Annotated in this window: 1 pseudogene; it reads right to left on the reverse strand. The window is 67.8% G+C overall.

Features of this window, described 5'->3' with window-relative positions:
• A pseudogene (locus KVT39_RS38370) lies at positions 1–230 on the reverse strand (MFS transporter); the annotation flags it as partial.

The following is a 230-nucleotide window of genomic DNA, read 5'->3' on the forward strand; positions in this document are numbered from 1 at the left end:
TGCACGAGCCCCGTGGTGAAGCTCGACACAACCCAGACCAGCCCGCAGCCGATCAGCGTGATGCGGGCGCCGAACCGGACGGCGACCCACCCGCCGCCGATCTGGCAGAATGCATACGAATACGCGAACGCGGAGAATGCGACGCCGAGCTCGGTGATCGACAGGCCGAGCTCGGCCTAGATCGCGCCGGCCGCGGTCGCGAGGATGGCGCGGTCGACGTAGAGGATGAA

Origin of the sequence: Burkholderia sp. GbtcB21 (genome assembly GCF_019091065.1) — a bacterium.
GTDB lineage: Bacteria > Pseudomonadota > Gammaproteobacteria > Burkholderiales > Burkholderiaceae > Burkholderia > Burkholderia pyrrocinia_C.